Raw genomic sequence first — 16,946 nt, 5'->3', positions numbered from 1 at the left:
GGGGGAGAGTGGGGGAGTGGGGAGTTGGGGAGAAGGGGAGAGTGGGAGAGGATTTGACGAGTTTTTATCTGGCATTAAAAAATACCAAATTTTAATGCCGTACAGTTTAGGAAGTAAGCGTCAAATTCTCCCTAACTCCCCCTCCCCCACTCTCCCACTCTCCCCAACTTCCCACTCCCTATAAAGTGGGTTAAACTGAAGGTAACAATTAGGTAGGGTTAAAGAATGCAAGAGAATAAATTTGAATCACAGTCCCCTCAATGCCTTGATAAAATTGAGCTGGGTGATAATTGTTGGCAGGGGTCTAATCCGCCTCAGTCTGATGCCGATAAGCGGCGGTTAAATAGCCACTTATTTGAGCGAGCTATGAGGTGGATTAATACTTTTGGTGCAACAGAAGAGGAGCTTGATGATTTGAGCTATTGGAGCGAGGTTTAGCTGAGGAAAGGGAAGAAAAAGGCGCAGCGAATGAAATTTCTGTGTCCTCCTAACTTCCCATTTTCCTATCTAAGGAGAGTGGCGCTTTTGGCGTTTTGCTTTTGGTTGAGTGGTCGATGCTGCGGCTGGCAACTGGGAGTTTAAATTAGCTGGGTAGGCATTCAAGTTATTGCCTTTGAGTAGGCTATAAACAACTCGGCGTTTGCGGAAAACCCTAGTGCCATCTACAGGCATTCCTTGTTTCCAAGCATCTGCTATCGCTTTTTTGTCAGCCGAGATTACGATTTTTGTCTCAGTGCGGCGATAGGGTTCTGGTAGTTGAGAAGCGTCAACTAAAACTTCACAGGTAGGCGGATTTTCCTTAACAGTAATGCGGTGGTGTTTACCGATAATTTCTGAAGTTAACACGCCGCACTCGTTGAAGTAGAGAACGGTTTTGTCTAAGCGTTCTCTCCACCCTTGGAGTTTGTTGATAGCTGTGGAATGCAGTTCTATCAAATACTGCATTCGAGCCTTGATTGCAGCAATTTCGGCATCAATTTGGTCAGCTAAGTCCGCGTGGGTGTCAACAGCAAGTTCTTGGCTTTCTTGGGTTTGCCAAAGGGATTGCAGCAGTTGGTCAATTTCTTCAGGAGTTTCTACTGATTCTAGTTGATGCCAAAGTTGAGCAGCAGCTAGGGAGGTTTGAGCGAGAGATTGAGTAGCAAGATTCATCAATATCGTCCGTTAATGCAGGTGTGGTAGTAATCATGTCGAGCTTCAATTTGAGTAATTGAAGCTATTGTTTCTGGGTCAAATTCAAGAGCAAGATGCCTATCTTGTTTGTGGTTTTTAATCTTGATGACTGGTGGAAAATCAGTTGTTTTTTTGGAATTTGATGCTTGTGGTTTGGGCATACAGGTCAAAAATATTTTCTAACAAATAGCGCGATAGCGCTCTTAAAAAAAGAGGATTTAAAGAGATGAATTACCCCATAGTTTTTTACCCCAAAATAGTAATGCAGTTCTGCCATCAATATCCTTTGTCGGAGGTAAATTCTAGTGGTGCTACCTCATCCCAAGTTCAAGAAACTCAACAATTCCGACAACCTGTTGTTTTGCTGACTCCGCCTCAACCGCCTGTAGTGTTACCTGTCAAGCTACTGTGGTTAATTTGGGTGTTTTGGCTCTATGGTGCGATCGCTCTCCCGCTGTTAGCTATTTCTTGGGGTTGGCTGTGGTGGGAAATGCTGTTGATAGTGGTGGCTTATTCATGTTTAATTGCGGCTGCTTATAGTTATGTGTTTGGTTGCCGTCAAAAACTGTTATCTAGATATAAGCAGCAGGTTTTGGAGTATAAGCAACAAGAGATATTATCCAAAAAGCAGCCGGAATTTTCTAGTTTTAAGCTGGAAAAAGAAGGGTTGCAGACAGTTTTAAAAAGCGTAAAAGTTGACTTTGATTCCAGAAATAGATTGCTCAAGGATTTGATGTCACTTCGGGTTAGTTATATTGGCTGTTCTCAAGCTCGACAAGGGGTGAGTGAAGAGCGCTTTTTGCAATACTTACAACGGTATTTTAAGGAAGTTGTCCAAGCAGCAGAGTTTAAAATTCCGTCATCTCGAAGAAGCTATTCAGCAGATTTTATTGTAATTCACACTCCATCGGGGATAGGAATTGATGTGGAGATTGATGAACCTTATGCAGGTAAATCTAAGCAGCCGACTCACTGTTGCGATGCTGAGGGCGATGTCCGCCGCAATCAATTATTCTTAGAGTGGAATTGGATTGTGGTTAGATTTACTGAGAAGCAGGTAGTACAAGCGCCGTTAAGCTGTTGCAAGTTTATTGCTTTTGTCATTGCTGAAGTAACGGGCGATCTCTTTTCCTATAAGCTGTTAGAATCTGAACCTGATTTGCTTCCGGTTAAACCTTGGACAACAGCAGAAGCTAGGAAAATGGCTAAAACTAATTATCGCCTTAGCTATTTACCTAATTCTAAGGGGAGTTGATAACTAGATAAGTAAGCCTCTACCAAAACCTTTTTTATGCGGTATACTTATCAAAGTCAGGTGAAATTAATATGCAATCATTTGAAGAAGGTTTAATAGAAAAGCAACCCCTTAACCAACGGTTGCTTCAAACAATTCGCCTAATTGGAGAGTACAAGGGAAAGCAACAGTTATTTAAAGAACAGGCCCCACAAGTTTTAGGCACTTTGCGCCAAGCGGCGGTTATTCAGAGTACCGAATCTTCTAACCGCATTGAAGGTATTACAGTACCACTGGAACGGATTAAGAAATTAGTAGCAGAAAAAACAACACCGCGCGATCGTTCTGAACAAGAAATTGCGGGTTATCGGGATGTGCTAACTACAATTCACACCAGTTATACTCATATTCCTTTTAGTACAGGAGTCATTTTACAACTGCACCGCGACCTTTACCAATTTGCCGTTAATACAGGTGGACGCTGGAAAACAGTGGATAATAAAATTAGCGCTACTTATCCTGATGGGACTAAATTGGTGAGGTTTCGACCTACTCCAGCTTATGCTACTCCCGCAGCAATGGAACGTTTGCAAGAACGGTTTAATCACCTCTGGGAATCTGGTGAGATAGAACCTTTATTGCTGATTCCAACTTATATTTTGGATTTTTTGTGTATTCACCCATTTTTAGATGGAAACGGCCGGATGGCAAGGTTACTCACTTTGTTGCTGCTATACAAAGCTGGTTATGAGGTGGGGCGATTTATTAGTTTGGAACGGATTGTGGAGAGAACAAAGGAAAGCTATTACGATACGCTTTATCAATCTTCCCAGGGATGGCATGAAGGGCAGCATAATTTATTACCTTGGTGGGAGTATTTTTTGGGGGTTATGCTGCTATCAGCCTATCGAGAATTTGAGCAACGGGTGGGATATGTTACTTCTGCAAAAGGAACTAAAACGGCAATTGTATTGGATGGGATTAACAATTTGCCTCAAAAATTTTCTGTTAGGGAATTGCAGGAACGGTGCCCGACAGTGGGAATTGATTTGATTCGTCGTCTATTGCGACGGGAGAGGGATGCTGGACGTTTGCAATGTCAGGGACGAGGGGTTGATGCACATTGGCGAAAGCAATAGCGGGGAGTCGGGAGTGGGGAATAGAAAGTAAGCGTCAAATTCTACCTCTCTCCCACTCTCCCCTTCTTCTCAGAGGTTATTAACCTGTTGTCGCCGGAACAATTCTTTCGATAGTTCAGGCCACCGTTTCAAAGTAGGGTCTTTTTTGGTAACTAATTGTGCTGCTTTCCTAGCTTGTTCTAGTATTGCTTGGTCTTTGACTAAATCCAAAGTAGCAAATTTAGGAAGACCGGTTTGCTGAGTACCCAGAATTTGACCAGGGCCTCGCAATCTCAAATCCATTTCAGCTAAGAAAAAGCCGTCTTGCGAAGTCTCCATCACCGTAAGTCGCTCTCTGGAATTGCTAGACTTGGCATCACTTACCAGTAAGCAGTAAGATTGTGCAGTACCTCGTCCTACCCGACCTCTGAGTTGATGTAATTGCGACAGGCCAAATCGTTCCGCGTGTTCAATTAAGATGACGGTGGCGTTGGGGACATCAACTCCTACTTCAACGACGGTGGTGGATACTAGAATTTGAGTGCGATTGCTGTTAAAATTGGCGATCGCTGTTTCTTTCTCTGCTGAACTCATGCGGCCGTGCAGTAGCCCGATATTAACATCAGGAAAGACATTTTCACTCAATTGTCGGTGTTCTTCAATGGCTGCTTTGAGGTCAAGCTTTTGAGATTCTTCGACAAGCGGCAGAATGATGTAAGCTTGATGGCCGAGTTGGAGTTGTTGCCGAATGATTTGATATGCTTGACGGCGAGTTCTACTTGTAAATAGCCGAGTTTGAATTGGCTGTCTCCCCGGTGGTAGTTCATTGAGCAAGCTGATGTCTAAATCGCCGTGTAGTGTCAGTGCTAAAGTTCTGGGAATGGGTGTAGCTGTCATTGTCAGGATGTGAGGGCTAACGCCTTTTTGCTGCAATTTGAGCCGCTGCTGGACACCAAATCGGTGCTGTTCGTCGATCGCAACCATTCCCAGTTTCTTAAAGTTCACGGTGTCTTGAATCAGTGCATGAGTACCGATTAGCAAGGAAATTTGCCCTAATTCTAACTGCCTCAGTTGGTATTGGCGTTGTTGAGTCGGAGTAGAACCAGTGAGTAGCGCGACTTCTATCCCCAATGGTTCTAACCACTGCCTAATTTTGCGGTAGTGCTGCTGCGCTAAAACTTCTGTTGGTGCCATGAGTGCTGCTTGGTAGCCGGATTCAACGGCAGCTAGCATAGCAACTGCGGCTACGACAGTTTTGCCAGCACCCACATCCCCTTGCAGCAAGCGATTCATGGGTACAGGGCGTTCCATGTCTGTTAAAATCTCAAGAATGGCTCGTTCCTGCGCTTTGGTGAGGGCAAAAGGTAACGTTTTGTAGAAATTGCCTAGCAATTCGACTGTTGCAGACAAGGGGCATCCCGGCTGTTGCTGCAAGGCATATCGGCGCTGCAACAGTCCTAGTTGCAAGTAGAAAAATTCGTCGAAAGCTAAGCGCCGCCTTGCACTTTCTAACGCCTCATTGTCAGGGGGGAAGTGGATGTACGCGATCGCTTCCTTCAAAGGGGTAAGTTGTAAGCGATCCCGAAGTTTTTTGGGTAGCGGATCGGTAATTTTACCAACGCAGTTAATTGCTATGCGGGTACATTTTCCGATTGTTTCTGACGCAATCCCTTTGCATTGTTTGTAGACAGGTACAATGGAAGTTGCGCTGGCTTTGGCATCACTCAGACTTAATACTTGAACAGTAGGATTGTTGATGTTTTTGCCATAGCTGTCTTCTTTAATGAGGCCAGTCACTACTACAATTGAACCAGGAGCGTAAAGTTCGATTTGTTCGGAACGCCATGCGAGGGATTGGTAATAGCTATGGTGGTAGAATTGAGTGCAGGTGATTCGACCCGTTTTATCGCGAATAATCCACTTTTGTAAGGTGAGTTTGGGGTTTTTTCGGCAGTTGAAGATGCTGTGACTGACAATTTTGCCTGCAATTGTTACGTAACTTCCTCCTACTGCTTCAGTAATGCGAGTGCGTTTATAGGTGAGATGCTTTGTGGGAAAATAGTAGAGTAAGTCGCTAATGGTGCGAATTCCAATTTGGCTCAGTTTTTTAACTTCAGTGGGACTAAGACCGGGAAGGTGTTTTAGGGTGAGGGCTAGGTTCATTTCCTGATGGATTGAGTGAACTCTACTAAGCCGCTGAAAGCGGCTCCCTCACCGACATGGACAGCGGTTTTTACAATTACCCTCAATATCTCATAGGCTATTTAAAAGAGAGAATATGTGAGTTGTTTCTTGAACTAAATGGTTAAAAGAAAATTTGGTTCGCTCGATTGACCGTCTCAATTTGTAGCTTTCTGCTTGATATTGTTTGATTTCATGCTTTGCTCTCTCTAAGGACTGTTCCAGTTCAGAGAATTCAGAATAGTCGTGAGAGCGATCGGTACTATAGTAGCCTATTTTGCGAATAGCTGGTAGCACTTCGTGGAAAACCCATCTTTTAAACCGCTTTGCTATTGGCTTGCGAGATTTTAAGAGCAGTCTGTACATTCCCGGTTCGGTAACAGTTAGCATGGGCTGTAACCGTTGTTTTCCAGTGATTTCGGTGATGTGCATAGTATGCACGCCTCTCTCATCTTCATCAAAATCCCGCATTGAGGATCTGGCTTCAGCAATCCCTAAGACATCGCAAACATCTTGAGCTATCCATGAAGGGGTATCCGGCGTTCCTACCATCCGTACTTGTTTTCCTTCAAACTTAAATTGCTGCCATTCATGGATTTCCTGAGTTTGGCTTGTTTGTTGAACTGGAGGATATTCAGGTTTGTCAATGGCTGATAATGTGACTATTTCTGAATAGCTAGATTGGGGAGTTAAGGCGTTCTTTACTTCGGTTTCAACAGTGGCCTTAAAACTAGCATCAGCTAATTCCATGAGTCGTTCTAAACCATTGTCTCCTAAAGCTTCCATTAGTTCGATAGCTGGAAGCTGACCGTTAATAGCTTGAACCTTCCAGTAAAGGTAAGCCATGTCTAAAGGAACAGGTTTTATGCGATTATTTCGTTCAACTTCTAGGCGGAAATTGATTAAAAAATATTTAGGAGGCGGACAACAGAGTTTTTTGATAATAATGAATTCCGGTAAGGTTGAGTGCCAAAGTTTAAATCGTCGGAGGCAATATTCTATGTCGGCTCCCGCAGGTGATTTGTCGATGGTCTTAAAAACTTCTTTTTGAGAAAGGCAGTAGATGTTATGGAACTTGAAGATTTCTATCTCAAAGTTGTAGAACTTGAGTAATTTACCACAAGGAATTTCCTCTGTATAGTCTATATTTGTGAAAGCCACTGGTTGTTGTGTTTGAATTTGGGTTTCCGTTTGCGAGTGTGTTGGCGCGATATTTTCTGGCTTCAATGGCAGATTACTTTGGTAGGAAATAGGGGGTTGCGATTGTTCAGAACTGCTGAAAGCACTATCAACAATTTGTTTAAACTGTTCAAGACCATTTTCTCCGAGTGTTTCAATTAGGGCTTTAGCTTGGGGTCGGGTTTGGGCTTGAAGCTGCCAATATAAATAGACCATTTCGAGAGGGATGGGATGAATGGTACGGATTTGATCGAGTTTGCCGTTGGGGGCTTGCTTTTTAACTTTGAGAGAGTTATTCCAAGGTGATTTCCACAGTTGCGCTCGTTCTAGCTGGTATCTTAAAGTAGAGTTATCTTGTTTGCCAATAGCTCGTTCTGCTTGAGTCTGAGATAGGCAATACTCGTCTTCTAGTTTGATAATTTCGATTAAAGATTCGCCAATTTGGAGGGAACGGTATGGGGTAATTATTGGTGTAATTTCTGATGGTTTCATGGTAAAATTTTGCAGCGTAAATCGGAATAATTTGTTGGCAACTTTCGACGATCGTAAAATATTAAAGGGATTTTTGCCTACGGCTAAGAGAGTGAATATTAACAGTAAAATCGGAGCGCTCCAATTGGAGGGATAAGTTCAGTCGAGTTCAATTTGTTTGCGGCTAGGCGGTTGTCGCTGTAGCTGGTTGGATAAACTTTTTTGTGGTTGAGGTGCTTTGTATGGTAATTGCTCCTGCAATTCTTGGCGCAAAGTTTGAAAGTTTTTCACATCTTCTGGTGTAACGGAGCAAGCTGGTAAGTGATAGGTTCCGTCGTCTTCAAAACTGGCTCGAAGAATCTCGCCTCTACCGTCAGAAACGGTTATGGCAAGTTCTAGCTCTTGGCGATTCCAGGAGATGCGATACTGGTTCCAATCTATTGATGGTTCTGGTGTTTTAGTAGTAAGTAGTGTGTGCTCTAATGCTGCTCCTGCAATGGGAACGATCTCTTCAGCTATGATGCGGTTTTGTAGGTTTTCTTGTTGAGTTTCCCAAATTTGCTGTTGCGGTGTTTGTTGCTGTTGTAGTTGTTGCTGCTTATCCGACAACTGCTGGTCAACGGCCTGAAAGTGTTCTACATCCTCTTGAGTTAGCAGGTTGTGCCAAACTTTTAGTCCTTTTTTGGAGTAATTAAAACCTAGTACCTGTGTATGATGCGGTACGGGTTCAAGAGTATCTACACGCTGAACTACAACATCGCAACTTTCGGGAAGCCGATCGATTTGATAGCGTTTGTTGTTACTTTCAAGACTATCTGCTTGATAAGAATCAAGGAGAGTGAGTACAATTGGGGCAATTTCATTTCCCCACAACTGGTGGCGTTCCTGTTGTTCTTGCTTCTGCTGTTTCTGAGACATTTGTTCTTGCTTAGGTCGTGCTTGGCGATTGGTGCGAGTTTGCTCCCAACGCTTTTTAAAAGCTTCTCTAATAATGGGCTGTTCTTGGGTATCCGCTGATATTTCTAGGGGCGATGGAAGCGATTGAGTAGTGATTGATTTGTTGCCGAGTTCTAAATCTAGGATTATCCCCCGGTAAGCCAGCCCTGCCAGAGTACAAGCTCCTTTGCCCCTTCCTAATTTGCTTCCTTTGATTGCTACCCCATCTGCTAAGTAAGATATTCCTAAAATTTGACCGTCTGAATTAACTTTAAGGCGGGGGAAAATGTTTTCGTTCTTCAAGTCAGCAAAAAGCTGGTTCAGATTTTTTCCAGGTTCAATGCTAATCGCAATTGTGGCTTGGATTTTCTCTACAGCACTCGGAGTGGGGGGTGTTTGTCTCAAGCCTTGAGAGAATTCCTCCTTTTCTCTCCTTTTCCTTCGCTCTTGTCCCGTACTAGGTGCAGTGTGTTCTACTTCCCAACTACATTTAATTTTTTTGAGGTCGAGTTCTTCCTCTAAGGAGCGGAGTGTTTTCTCTAGGCGGTAAAAGTTGTGCCAGTCTGAAACACAATTACCTTCAACGTCAATGCGGGATGCGGCAAGGTGTAGGTGAAAGTGTTTGCGATCGCCGTGAGTGGCGGCAAAGTAGAGGCAGGAATCAAGACCTATCCCTTTGCGTGTCGCGTCCACGACTGTTAACAGGGTGTTGCTGGAAAGTTTGGGAGTATCTTCAATGGCAAAACTAATGCTTGTATGGCAAACGGGATATGAAACGTTAGGATTTAGCAGAGTGGTTGCTTCTAACTGCTGCCAGAATTCCTGCGGTGTTGACCCAGCTAGATTTGTGCAAAGTAGTTGGGATTTTTCTTTGCTTAAGATGTAATTAGTCAAACCTGCAAAGTCAGAACCTTTCGTAATTTTGCCAATCATGGTTTGTGCGGTCGTTTTGGGTTCTTGAGTTAATCTGTGGTGTGGGTTGAGAGTAATTGCAAGCGAATTTTGTCAATTGTTTTAACAATGTTGTTGATTTGACTAGCATTTTGATAGTCAATCTGGTCTAAAGTCTGGCTGATTTGTAAGAGGTTTTGGGCAATTTCTCCTAGTAATAAGTGAACTTGAAAGTTGATGCGTGTAATGGTCTTGATGTGACATCCTGCCATGCGCTTCCTGATGAGTTCTGCAATAGTTAATCTGGCGGATATCGCCATAGATGTCCAGGTTTCTTTTTCTTGAGGCGTTAGCCGTAGTAAGTAAGTTTCTGTTCGGTGGAGTTGGCGTGGCATGGTTTAACTGTGTCCTCCTCAGTTATAAGTTGGAGCTGCTTTTGATCCGCTTCAATGGATCGATCCGTTTGGGTGTGTTTGTGGCAAAGTGCGATCGCTTTCTGATTTGATGCTACTTTGATCGTTGGATTGACCGTTGGAGCTAAAATATTCTGGGGTTGTTCCTTCAAGTCGGTTGAGTTGCTGTAGCAAGTAATTAATTGCTTTGCAGAAGGTTGATTCTAGTTCAGAGTGTTTGTTGACCTCAACAATAGAGCTATAGTTCTCTAGCTGCTTCCGTAAATTTTGCTGTTGTTCTTGTTCTGATAGTTTGACTATAAAGGCTTGGTTTGCAACTTGAGTTAGCAATTCAAGGCAAATTTCTGTGACTAGGGTTTTGGCAAGCGGATTGCCAAGTTCGTACTGTCGTAACCAGTACAAGCTGACTATTTCTAAAGGCACTGCTCTGATTGATTCCTTTGAGCCGGGTGCTGTTATTTTAACAACTTTTGCTAACCCACAACGCTCACTGAGTAAGGATTTAATTATCTTTGATTCTACAAAATTGTTCAGAGACTGAGCCTCTTTTTCCATTGGCGTGGCAGCACTACTGAGGCTGGCATAGTAATCTCCTGAAGAAATCTGGAACAGTTCTAAATTAAATCCTGCAAATTCGACTATTTTCCTCAATGCTTTGTAGTCAGTTGAGGCTAAAATATCTTCGCTGCTGGTATCCTTACTATTCTCTGGATACAGGGATGTTTGGAGTTGCACTGTGTCGGGCATTTTAGAAGCGATTGCACTTATATCAGCAAGTAAGATCGGATTAGGTGTCAACTCTTGTTCTAAGGTTGTCAATGTTCGGTACAATTGCTCTTGGTGGGGCGAAATATAACTGAAATTTTGGAAAAGTACCTCAAGTACCGCCAACTTTTTTTGGACAAACCAACAAGCATCTGCGAGTGGTTGTAGGGCAGATGTGAAAGAGTTCTGCCAAAGTTCAATAAAGCTTTCTAGCTGTTCAGAGTAGGAGTCGGGAGCGATCTGGGTAAAAGTTGCTAGCACTAGGGAAAAAACTTCTGCTTTAATCCAAACTTTGCCGTCTCGATCGGTAGTAAACAGTTCTGGATATTCTTCGAGCGGATTGAAGAGGGATTCTAGTGACAAATTTTTGGCATTTGTATAGCCTCCTGCTGCCAGTTTACCTCTGAATTCCCAAGTTTGGCAACTGAATTTATTGAATCCTGATTTGAAGTTGCTCCAATTTTCTCCCAAACTTACTGTGCCATTTTCTAGCATGAACTCAAGGCCGTCTGGGTTGAGTGGTGTTACGATAGTGCCTTCCGGGATATCTTTTAAAATCCATTTTTTGTCGGCAAAAACACTTAGGTTGATAGTTGGGTCGTTCCAGAGATTGAGTGCTTGTTCGAGAGTTGCTTGAGTTTCGGGGTTCACCCATTTTGCTAGGTCGAGACCTAGTTTCCAATGTACCCAAGCTATACTTTTTTCTAAATAGCTATGAATAGGATAAATGTGAATTAAGCTTGGATAAGCTGTAGCTAGCACGAGAGAGGGAGGGGTATCAAGTGGGACTGAAGCTGGTTCAATTTGCAGAGATTGAGCTACTTCTAAAGTTAGTGTGGCTGTACTTTTTCTTTTGAGCCAATGAGTTATTTTTTGCTCAACGGGGAGCATCAAGTTACTGACGAATGCGTCTTTTAGTCTGATTTCAATGGTATTCGTAGATTGGGGGTTCTTAAACAAATCATAGTAGCGAACAGGCAATAGGAAAGAGCTAGGATATTTGAGAAAATCAAAATTTGATTCCATGCTGTTTACACGGGCTATAAGTGTTGGTTAACTATATGGTATTTGTTGGATTTATTATTTGACTTCACCACAACTGGTAGTTTTTGTTAGCTCACTTGGAGCGCTCCTTTTGGAGGGTTCACCTTAAGGCTGAGTTTTGATTTATGGCAATGCCTTCGGTCGGCTCCGCGATCGCTCATCCCGGAAGTCGGGATTACGGTATCTCCATCAATTCTGATGGCGATGCCTTCGGTGGGTTGTGCGATCGCTCATAGGCAGTTGCTTCAAAAACCGTTTCTTCGATCGCTTGGTTTAGAGCGCTGTCTCCAGACTTCTTAATTCTCGTTATTTCTTGAGGGAGCGCGATCGCTTGTTTGCACCTTGCAGATTTTTCTGGAAAGTGGCATGGGAAACACGGGTTAGCGCGATTTCGTTATAGTTCAGTATCAAAACAGCAAGCTCATAAATAATAGAGCCGCTGCTTGCACAAACCCTCCGCGATTGGCGATCGCTTCAGTTGGTGCGATCGCGAGTGATTGGCATTGATTACCGGTCAATTTGACCTAATTGTTTTCCCTATTCGCTCCCCCGCATTTGCGGGTAGTCATTGGCGATCGTTTCAGTTGGTGCGATCGCAGGAATTGGAATCAAAGCTTATCCGATAGTAGTTCTAGCAGTAACTATAGTTGAACTTGCATGAACAAACAGGCTCAACCCAACCACTAAGAGTCAATATTCAGGTTATCCGTTGGAATACTGCATCGAAAAGTATTTGTTGAGCCGGCTAATTCTGCTAAAACTACGAGGGCGATCGTTTGCCTAATTGAATTTTTGTTCAATACTGAGCGTGTTGTGGCTCTACAATACAAACGCTCCTCTTTATTGGAGAAGTTTTTTATATTTTGGTATAAATATATCTCTGAACATTGCTATTGCTATCAGTGATCCTGCTTTTTGTGCAAGCTTCCTCTCTGGCATAAGTTTGAGTTCTCATGCGGTTTTTGTTGCTAACAAGCCCCCAAATTCAGCTAACAATTAAGCTGAGCTTGCACAAGTTTACTCGCACATTCTCAGAAAAAACAGCCAAAAACAGCCAAAAACTCACGAAAACTCAGTCCTAAAAAGTTAATTTTGAGGTTTTTTCCTGTCCCGGTACACTTAATATCAATTTAATAATTTAACAGCAAGCTCTACACTCCAATTTTAGGCAAATGTAGCAGAGGCTCAAAAGTGGTAGCATTTATAGCAAGCTGTACTTTCACAATTGAGCAAGCAAAACTAATTGAAAAGCTGTTAAGACTGCCTAAAAAATAGCGGCCTCGTTATTAGCCATTCAGCTATTGCATATTAATGTATCGGAACAATGGCGGTAGCGTTTTTCTCTTTTTGAGTTGCAGTTCAGTTTGTTTGGCTTTATTGAAGGCAGTGCTACCGCACGGTTGTACTTGATTTCAGAGAGAGCGCGTGAGCCTCGCGTCTCTAAGTTTAAGGCTGTACCGATATGAGTTTTCACGCGGCATTACATAATCTTGAACCAGCATGATTGGTTAACTTGAGAACTCAGGGAAGCGATCGCGACCCATGCTACCCAGGTGTGACGGGGCAATTGATGCCAGTGTTGCCAGAAAAGTCGCCACAATAGTATGAGCAATCGGCACAGTTGAAGAGCGGGTAAAAATTAAGTCTTGTGACACACTGGGCTAACATCGCATCAGTGGTATTGATTGGGAGGCACAGTTGAAGAGCGGGTAAAATTAAGCCCCTTGACACTCCACCCCTAGTTTTTAGGTAGTTGTGGCGATAGCTGCACGGCGATCGATTCAAAGCCAAACCTTTGTGGTGATTTGAATTATTTTGACTTTAAAAACTACAACTCGCGACTCGACTCCGCTGCCCTTACTCGAATATCCGAATCTGCCGGATTGTCGCTACCACTGGCTCACCATTGACCCTATCAAGTCGATGCTCGCTGTGATTATCGTTCGTCCGACAGCGAGCATCGACGCGATCGCCTTGCACTTAGGATTACCGCATTCATAAAGGTGCATTGTTTTTGTTTCTGCGCGTAAAAGTCAGGTTTGCGATCGCAAAACCATTGCTTGCTACCAAGAAAGAACAGCCATAACCAGCCTCAACAAGCAAAGGCAGTCCTTGCACAAAAAAACAGCAATTTGACCGAAAAAATCAGGCGTTTGCAGGATATTTTCCGGTAAATACAGGTAAAATGCAGCCCCTACAAATACCTGCAAATACCTGATTTTGTACTGCAAACGCCTGATTTTATACTGCAAACGCGTGACTTGAGGGCACACAAAAAATCAGCTAATTTTTTTTGTGGCGGCTTCGATCGACGGTGCGGGGAGTTCGCTAAAATATTTTGGGCAACGCGCGACCAATTCCTGAAACTCTAGGAAGTGCCGATCGCCCACAACCGCCACCACATCCGCCGCTACCAATTCGCCAGCGTCGATCAAAGTCGCCCAATCGCAATCAATACCCAGGGCAACTCCGGGCGAATTCCAGCCGATCGCCTGTTTGATTCTGTTGGCGAAGTGGTGGGCGATCGGGACTAGCAGTTCTTGGAATTGCTGCTGTTCGGTTTGGGTGAGGTCGGCCCAGATTTTTGCGCGATCGACATACCCGTGCTGATAGGGGGTAAATGAGCAATCGTACAGATAGTTACGCTAAGGCTGTAACTCTTACTGGATAAGCCTTATATCAATCTATATTTTTGGCGATTCTCAATGTACCAAATAATCTATAGATTATTTGGTACAGCTTTTTTGTACGGCACAGTAAGGATTTGAGGCTTTTAAATTTCAGACAGATCAATTGGTACAGGTTTATAAGAGGCGAGCTCAGTATTCAAAACGACTAATCAATTCCTTAGCGTAAGTTTCTGTACGACTGCTCATTTCACCCCGTAGTTTGCTGACTTTTGCCCCTAATTTGCTAGAATAGGCAACTATTGGGGCAAAAAACTCCCTATCAGGGATTGAAACATTGTTGGTTTAGTTGACAGCCCCAAAACCCCAAAACCTTATCAGGGATTAGCTTTCAGGGATTTAGTTTTTACTTTTGCTAGTTTTGATGCTGGCAAAACGCTTGACATTTGGCGGTTTGGGGTTTTTATACGCTGTCTTTATTGCCAAAGCTCAACTATTCCGGGCTGCGATGGAGTTTGCAAGAGGGTGAGTCAACCACAACCCCCAAAATCGATCCTGCTCCTCCGGGCTAAGCTCGGCCCAAAGTTGCTCCCCCGAATCTTCGCTACTATCGCCAAAAATTTTGATAACTGCCGCCACATTTTTGGCGAAGATTGGATCATCTTTATAAATGGCCAAGCGAATAAATTCGAGGCATTCTTGCTGCGTAAGTGGATAATGATGATTCATGTTGCACCTCACCATTTTTTGCGGGTTCGGTCGGGTTGTCGCAAACTACGATCGGCTGCGCCGACTAAGAACGAACTTTCGGTTGCTCCGATTTTAGCAGCGATTGAAACTGCGACCGTTCATCTGCCGTAAGCTGAGCCCAGATTTGCTCCCGATTGGCTTGGCCGGATGCACAGATTTCCTTTATTTCAGCGGCTAGTATACTGGGGGTAAAGACAAGATACGCGCAAAATTTATCACGACGTAAAGTTTTGTAACAAATTTACTCAGAAACCTAAATTTAACGTTTCCTCAAGTGCTGGTGGAATCGCATCAAGATCAATCAGATAATCACCAAAACGCTTAATATGACTTGGCCCATGCCGAAACATCAGTAAAATAATGGCTGCATCTCTAACTCCGTGCCTTCCAAATGAATGCGCTGCTTTGATCATCGCTTCCACTTCCAATGGACGCAAATATTCCCGCTCTCGCTTTGACGCTACTTTTACAGGGGGAGGAGGGTGAGAAATCATCTTTGCCGAAAAGGGAAGTTGAGGTGGTTGGGTAAGAATGACTGAAAGCCTTATAATCTGTTGCTCTTTTCATTATACATTGCCTAAAATGACTCAAACTAGGCAATGTATTAGAAGTATAAATATTTGACTACTTTACGAAACTTTACATGGTGATAAATTTTGCGCGTATCTTGTCCTTACCCCAAAGTGAACCTCTCCTGCTGGAGTATCTTTCAAGGCATGACTATGAATATAGTTGGCTTTTGTCAACGGTGATGACTGCTTGAGGATAACTAACGGGACTTAGACAAAAGTTAGCCGGAAAACAGGCTTAAACCCAGTCATACAAAGAGTTTGAGATCGATTTATGATTTTTCTGGCTGTGACTGGGTTTGAGCCGGGTTTACCCCTTCTAAGCTAAATCGCTTTGCCAGAGAGGGATAGAGCATGATTTTGCCTCCAAATTTGTCTAAGTCCCGATATGACCATTATAACCCCCCAAGTCAGCTTAGAAGTCACAGAAGATGGCTCTCTGTGTCCTTCTCAACGAAAATACGGTGTGGTCAAAGTATATTTTGGGACGAGAAGACGACGATGCTTTACCCTCCGATAGTTATGACGGCGCGAATGTGGGGGATAACCGTTCCTGGGGAGTGGTGGATGACAGTTGCGATGCCGTTATTGAAGCTTACCTAGCGATCGCCTCCGAGCGCTACGTTGCTACGGCGCGAGTCTTGGTGGGCCCACCGGATTTTGCTCCGGATCGCCGTCCCTTTTACTCGATCGCCGATGACCTCGCCGACCGGGATCTGGATTCAGTACAGGTAAATAAAGACACCGAGCAAGTAACGGCAGAAGAAATTCAAGATTTATTCCACCGCATCTATGAAACCGTAAGCTTGATGAGTCTGGATTCAGCACGCACCCGTTCGATTCGGGAAAATGATTCAAACGAGCAAAAGCCTAGCTTTCCGGGTATGCCCCAAATCGACAAGCGCAGTTTGTCGTGGGAAGATGTTCCCTATGTTGATTGATAAAAGCCCAGATTTGCTGATTTCTTCAGTCCCTCAAGAGGAAAGCATTAGCGTTAAACGCGATCGCTTGCCCTATAAAGATGTAGCTCACTTCGTTCACACGCCCCTCACCGATTTACCCAAGTTTTTCTACCCTTTCCTTGGCAGTGCGATCGCACCATCCACTTCAGAAATTAGGCTATTAATTTTCTATCCCAGTATAAATATATCTCTGAACATTGCTATTGCTACTGCCCATTCCTACTTTTTTCAAGTACGTCTATTTTTCCGCAAATGTGAGATTGTACCTTTATTTTTCATGTAAATGTGAGGTTTTATGCACAAAAACAGTATCAACAACACTCTAGGTTGCTTAACACTGTGTGCAAGAAATAGCAAGGAAGCTCACAGCTATAAGTACCGATAGCAAAATAACTCAGAAAAACTCATACTTTTAAAGTTAAGAATTGTTAAATTTTGCTTTCTTTTCTAATTCGGTACACTTCAGATTTATTTAAGGATTGAATTAAATTTATTTGAACGTAATAAATACCTTCCTTAATTTGACAAGGCTGAAAGTTGAAAAAATTGTCAAAAAGCGGGCTAAGAATAGTTGAGTTGCTCTACCTCAACTTTTGCGCTGCTCAATCTCAAATCAAAAATTGGCTAACCCTC

At 43.3% G+C, this 16,946-nt stretch carries 15 protein-coding genes; 7 read left to right on the top strand and 8 right to left on the bottom strand.

All coding sequences use genetic code 11. The annotated features are described in order from the left end of the window. Positions 1-225 precede the first annotated feature (225 nt). Positions 226-438: a hypothetical protein gene (locus tag QUA13_RS00875; protein ID WP_275526104.1), complete on the top strand. Its 213-nt coding sequence runs from the start codon at positions 226-228 to the stop codon at positions 436-438. 69 nt (positions 439-507) lie between these two features. Here QUA13_RS00875 and QUA13_RS00870 read toward each other — a convergent pair whose 3' ends face one another. Continuing rightward, a complete protein-coding gene (locus tag QUA13_RS00870) occupies positions 508-1,152 on the bottom strand; it encodes a siphovirus Gp157 family protein (RefSeq protein WP_333195894.1) in 645 nt (214 codons plus the stop codon). 247 nt (positions 1,153-1,399) lie between these two features. On the opposite strand from QUA13_RS00870, the gene QUA13_RS00865 reads away from it, so the two are divergent. Next, entirely contained in the window at positions 1,400-2,428 is a 1,029-nt protein-coding gene (locus QUA13_RS00865) for a hypothetical protein (RefSeq protein ID WP_333195892.1), read from the top strand. 71 nt (positions 2,429-2,499) lie between these two features. Continuing rightward, entirely contained in the window at positions 2,500-3,546 is a 1,047-nt protein-coding gene (locus QUA13_RS00860) for a Fic family protein (RefSeq protein WP_333195890.1), read from the top strand. Positions 3,547-3,615: 69 nt separating this feature from the next. On the opposite strand, the gene recG is transcribed toward QUA13_RS00860, so the two are convergent. The 5 genes from recG to QUA13_RS00835 form a co-directional block, all read right to left on the bottom strand. Continuing rightward, a complete protein-coding gene (recG, locus tag QUA13_RS00855) occupies positions 3,616-5,700 on the bottom strand; it encodes an ATP-dependent DNA helicase RecG (RefSeq protein ID WP_333196067.1) in 2,085 nt (694 codons plus the stop codon). A 78-nt stretch (positions 5,701-5,778) separates the two neighbouring features. Next, positions 5,779-7,377 carry a Bro-N domain-containing protein gene (locus QUA13_RS00850; protein ID WP_333195889.1) on the bottom strand — a complete coding sequence of 533 codons (1,599 nt, stop codon included), beginning with the start codon at positions 7,375-7,377 and terminating at the stop codon, positions 5,779-5,781. Positions 7,378-7,515: 138 nt separating this feature from the next. Continuing rightward, a complete protein-coding gene (locus QUA13_RS00845) occupies positions 7,516-9,225 on the bottom strand; it encodes a relaxase/mobilization nuclease domain-containing protein (RefSeq protein ID WP_333195887.1) in 1,710 nt (569 codons plus the stop codon). Positions 9,226-9,254: 29 nt separating this feature from the next. Then, the gene (locus tag QUA13_RS00840; RefSeq protein ID WP_333054935.1) at positions 9,255-9,578 is read right to left on the bottom strand and encodes a plasmid mobilization protein; all 324 of its coding nucleotides are present in this window, start codon (positions 9,576-9,578) and stop codon (positions 9,255-9,257) included. 51 nt (positions 9,579-9,629) lie between these two features. Next, positions 9,630-11,387 (bottom strand): hypothetical protein, encoded by a 1,758-nt coding sequence (locus tag QUA13_RS00835; protein WP_333195885.1) that lies wholly within the window; start codon positions 11,385-11,387, stop codon positions 9,630-9,632. A 1,833-nt stretch (positions 11,388-13,220) separates the two neighbouring features. Between QUA13_RS00835 and QUA13_RS00830 the strand changes: the two genes are divergently transcribed. Together QUA13_RS00830 and QUA13_RS00825 are read left to right on the top strand one after the other, a co-directional pair. Beyond that, positions 13,221-13,406: a hypothetical protein gene (locus QUA13_RS00830; protein WP_333195883.1), complete on the top strand. Its 186-nt coding sequence runs from the start codon at positions 13,221-13,223 to the stop codon at positions 13,404-13,406. Between the two features lie 374 nt (positions 13,407-13,780). After that, a complete protein-coding gene (locus tag QUA13_RS00825) occupies positions 13,781-13,939 on the top strand; it encodes a hypothetical protein (protein WP_333195881.1) in 159 nt (52 codons plus the stop codon). Between the two features lie 582 nt (positions 13,940-14,521). Here the strand turns inward: QUA13_RS00825 and QUA13_RS00820 are convergent. Both QUA13_RS00820 and QUA13_RS00815 read right to left on the bottom strand, forming a co-directional pair. Further along, the gene (locus QUA13_RS00820; protein WP_333195879.1) at positions 14,522-14,761 is read right to left on the bottom strand and encodes a hypothetical protein; all 240 of its coding nucleotides are present in this window, start codon (positions 14,759-14,761) and stop codon (positions 14,522-14,524) included. A gap of 266 nt (positions 14,762-15,027) precedes the next feature. Then, on the bottom strand, positions 15,028-15,276 hold the full coding sequence (locus tag QUA13_RS00815; RefSeq protein WP_333195877.1) for a hypothetical protein: 249 nt from the start codon (positions 15,274-15,276) through the stop codon (positions 15,028-15,030). A 506-nt stretch (positions 15,277-15,782) separates the two neighbouring features. Here QUA13_RS00815 and QUA13_RS00810 point away from each other — a divergent pair. Beyond that, a complete protein-coding gene (locus QUA13_RS00810; protein WP_333195876.1) occupies positions 15,783-16,292 on the top strand; it encodes a hypothetical protein in 510 nt (169 codons plus the stop codon). After that, positions 16,282-16,596 carry a hypothetical protein gene (locus tag QUA13_RS00805; protein ID WP_333195874.1) on the top strand — a complete coding sequence of 105 codons (315 nt, stop codon included), beginning with the start codon at positions 16,282-16,284 and terminating at the stop codon, positions 16,594-16,596. The genes QUA13_RS00810 and QUA13_RS00805 overlap by 11 nt, the downstream gene beginning before the upstream one ends. Positions 16,597-16,946 lie beyond the last annotated feature (350 nt).

It is taken from the genome of Microcoleus sp. S28C3 (genome assembly GCF_036700785.1).
Lineage (GTDB): Bacteria > Cyanobacteriota > Cyanobacteriia > Cyanobacteriales > Microcoleaceae > Microcoleus > Microcoleus asticus.
This window is presented reverse-complemented; position numbering and strand designations above follow the sequence as displayed.